Origin of the sequence: Mycobacterium sp., from assembly GCF_032161845.1 — a bacterium.
GTDB lineage: Bacteria > Actinomycetota > Actinomycetes > Mycobacteriales > Mycobacteriaceae > Mycobacterium.
Map to the genome: position 1 here is coordinate 1 of NZ_JAVRQA010000394.1, position 3,697 is coordinate 3,697.

Below are 3,697 nucleotides of genomic sequence, written 5' to 3' on the forward strand. Positions count from 1 at the left end.
GTGGACAGCGCGATCATGGAGGCGACCCGTGGCTGACCCGACCGGTTTCATGAAAGTGCCCAAGATCGAAGCGGCCAAGCGGCCCATCGACGAGCGCGTCGGCGACTGGCGCGAGGTGTACGAAAGCCAGAATCCGCACGAACGCGCCGGCGAGGTTTCCCAACAGGCTCGGCGCTGCATGGACTGTGGGATCCCGTTCTGCCACTCCGGAACTGCGGGCTGTCCGCTGGGCAACCTGATACCCGAGTGGAACGACCTGGTGCGACGGGGCCGTTGGGATGCGGCAAGCGACCGGTTGCACGCGACGAACAACTTTCCGGAGTTCACGGGCCGCCTGTGCCCGGCGCCGTGCGAGGCGGCGTGCGTGCTGTCGATCGCCGAGAACGAGACGGGCGGCGCCGTCACGATCAAGCGCATCGAACAGTCGATCGTCGACGAGGCGTGGATGAACGGCACCATCGAGCCCCAGCCCGCGGCCATCTCGACGGGTAAGGGCGTCGCCGTCGTCGGCTCGGGGCCTGCGGGACTTGCTGCGGCTCAACAACTCACCCGCGCCGGCCACCACGTCACGGTCTACGAGCGAGATGACCGGATCGGCGGCCTGATGCGATACGGCATCCCCGAGTACAAGCTCGAGAAGGCGACGCTGAACCAGCGCCTGGCACAGATGCGCGCGGAGGGCACGCGTTTCGTCACAGATTGTGAGGTCGGCGTCGATCTGTCGATCGAGCAGCTGCGACGCCAGCACGACGCGGTGGTTTTGGCCGTCGGCGCCCTGCGGTCCCGGGACAACCAGGTGGAGGGCCGCGAGCTGAATGGCGTGCACCTCGCGATGGAGCATCTGGTGCCCGCCAACCGGGAGTGTGAGGGCGACGGCCCGTCGTCCATCTCGGCGGCGGGCAAGCACGTCGTGATAATCGGCGGCGGCGACACCGGCGCGGACTGCCTCGGGACCGCCCACCGGCAGGGTGCGGCGTCGGTCACCCAGCTGGACTACAACGCCGAACCGCCCGAGCAGCGCGACGATTCCCGCTCGCCGTGGCCCACCTGGCCGATGGTGCTTCGCACGTCCCCTGCACACGCCGAGGGAGGGGCACGCCGCTACGAGGTCGCCGTTCAGCGGTTCGTCGGCGACGACCGTGGCAACGTCAAGGCGATGGTGATCGCCGAAGTCAGGGTCGAGCGGGATGCCGAAGGCCGCAGGGTCATCACGCCCGTGGGTGCCGAGATCGAGCTGCCGTGCGAGCTCGCCCTGCTGGCGATCGGGTTCGAGGGCGTCGAACACATGCCGCTGCTCGACGGTCTTGGCCTGAAGCTCAACCGGCGTGGGGCGTTGCCGTGTGGCTGGGATTGGCAAACCGATGCGCCGGGTGTCTTCGTGTGCGGTGACGCCCATCGCGGCGCGTCACTGGTGGTGTGGGCCATTGCGGAGGGCCGAAGCGCAGCACATGCGGTCGACGCCTTCCTGATGGGCGATTCGGACCTTCCCGCGCCGGTCAGGCCTAGTGCACTTCCGCTTGCCGTGGTCTGAACTTTTCGTACTGAATCGTCATCTGAATCGATCAACGACTATCGTGAGTCAACGTGACTAGACGCGGAAAGATCGTCTGTACGTTGGGCCCGGCCTCGTCCTCGGACGAGCAGATCAGAGCCCTCGTCGAAGTAGGGATGGACGTCGCGCGGCTGAACTTCAGCCATGGCGACCACGCCGACCACGAGATCGCCTACAAGAGAGTTCGCGCGGCCTCGGACGTGACAGGGCATGCCGTCGGCATCCTCGCGGACCTCCAGGGGCCCAAGATCCGGCTCGGCCGGTTCGCCGACGGCCCGACCGTCTGGGAGGCGGGGGAGACGGTGCGGATCACCGTCGACGACATCGAAGGCACGCACGACCGGGTGTCGACGACCTACAAGGAGCTGGCCAAGGATGCGACGGTGGGCGATCGCCTGCTCGTCGACGACGGCAACATCGGCCTCACGGTGAGCGAAGTCGATGGCAATGACGTCGTCTGCATCGTCACTGAGGGTGGCAAGGTCAGCAACAACAAGGGCCTCTCGTTGCCCGGCATGAACGTTTCGGTGCCCGCCATGTCCGAGAAGGACATCGACGACCTCAAGTTCGCCCTGCGCCTCGGCGTCGACCTGATCGCGCTGTCGTTCGTGCGATCGCCCGCCGACATCGAACTGGTTCACGAGGTGATGGACGAGATCGGCCGTCGCGTGCCGGTCATCGCGAAGCTCGAGAAGCCCGAGGCCGTCGAGAACCTCGAGGCCATCGTGCTGGCGTTCGACGCCATCATGGTCGCCCGTGGTGACCTCGGCGTCGAGTTACCGCTGGAGGAAGTGCCTTTGGTGCAGAAGCGCGCCATCCAAATGGCAAGGGAGAACGCCAAGCCCGTCATCGTGGCGACCCAAATGCTCGAGTCGATGATCGAGAACTCGCGGCCCACCCGCGCCGAGGCCTCCGACGTCGCGAACGCAGTGCTCGACGGCGCCGACGCGGTGATGCTCTCGGGCGAGACGTCGGTGGGCAAGTATCCGCTGGAAGCCGTCAAGACGATGGCGCGCATCGTCGTGGCCGTCGAGCAGAACTCCACCGCGGCGCCGCCCCTGACCCACGTGCCTCGCACCAAGCGGGGCGTCATCTCCTACGCCGCCCGCGACATCGGCGAGCGGTTGGACGCCAAGGCGCTCGTCGCGTTCACGCAGTCGGGCGACACCCTCAAACGACTGGCCCGGCTGCACACGCCGCTGCCGCTGCTGGCGTTCACGCCGCTGCCCGAGGTGCGCAGTCAACTGGCGCTGACCTGGGGTACCGAGACGTTCATCGTGCCGCACATGGACACCACCGACGGGATGATTCGCCAGGTGGACGAGTCGCTGCTGTCGCTCGGCCGGTACAAGCGCGGTGACCTGGTGATCATCGTCGCCGGTGCTCCTCCTGGCACAGTAGGGTCGACCAACATGATCCACGTCCACCGGATCGGCGAGGACGACCACTAGGGAGCAATGAGCACGTCAGATCTCGAGGAGTTGCTGGCGGTACTCGACCTCCAACGAGTCGACGACGACACGTTCACCGGCTCGCACCCGAGTAAGAATCCGATCCGGACGTTCGGCGGTCAGATGATGGCGCAAGCCTTCGTCGCGGCCAGTCGCACGTTGAAGCACGACCTGCCGCCGAGCACGCTGTCGGTGCACTTCATCGCGGGCGGTGATCCCGAGCGGGATCTCGAGTTCCACGTCGTGAGGCTGCGGGACGAACGCCGCTTCGCGAACCGGCGGGTCGACGTGATGCAGGGCGACGTGCTGTTGGCCTCGGCGCTGGTGTCGCACCTGGCGGGCGGTCGCGGCCTCGAGCACGGTGTCGTGGCTCCGGACGTGCCCGGGCCGCTGTCGGTGCCACGGATCGACGATCTGCTGGTCGGCTACGAGGAGACTGTCCCGCACTTCGTCGCTGCCCTGAAGCCGATCGAGTGGCGCTACACCAACGATCCGGCGTGGGTGATGCGCGACAAGGGGGAGCGGCTCGCGTACAACCGGGTGTGGCTCAGGGCCAAGGGCGAGACGCCTGACGACCAGGTGATCCACGCCGCGGCGCTGGTGTACTCATCGGACACGACGGTGCTCGACTCGATCATCACCACCCATGGCCTGTCGTGGGGTTTCGATCGCATCTTCGCGGTGACGATGAATC

At 66.8% G+C, this 3,697-nt stretch carries 3 protein-coding genes; all 3 read left to right on the forward strand.

All coding sequences use genetic code 11. The features are described from left to right. The first annotated feature begins 28 nt into the window (after positions 1-28). Positions 29-1,531: a glutamate synthase small subunit gene (gene gltD, locus QOD90_RS21120; protein WP_526352781.1), complete on the forward strand. Its 1,503-nt coding sequence runs from the start codon at positions 29-31 to the stop codon at positions 1,529-1,531. A 53-nt stretch (positions 1,532-1,584) separates the two neighbouring features. Beyond that, on the forward strand, positions 1,585-3,003 hold the full coding sequence (gene pyk / locus QOD90_RS21125) for a pyruvate kinase (protein ID WP_526352782.1): 1,419 nt from the start codon (positions 1,585-1,587) through the stop codon (positions 3,001-3,003). A gap of 6 nt (positions 3,004-3,009) precedes the next feature. Continuing rightward, positions 3,010-3,697, forward strand: a 688-nt coding sequence (locus QOD90_RS21130) for an acyl-CoA thioesterase domain-containing protein (protein ID WP_526352783.1), incomplete at its 3' end; no start/stop codon positions are given.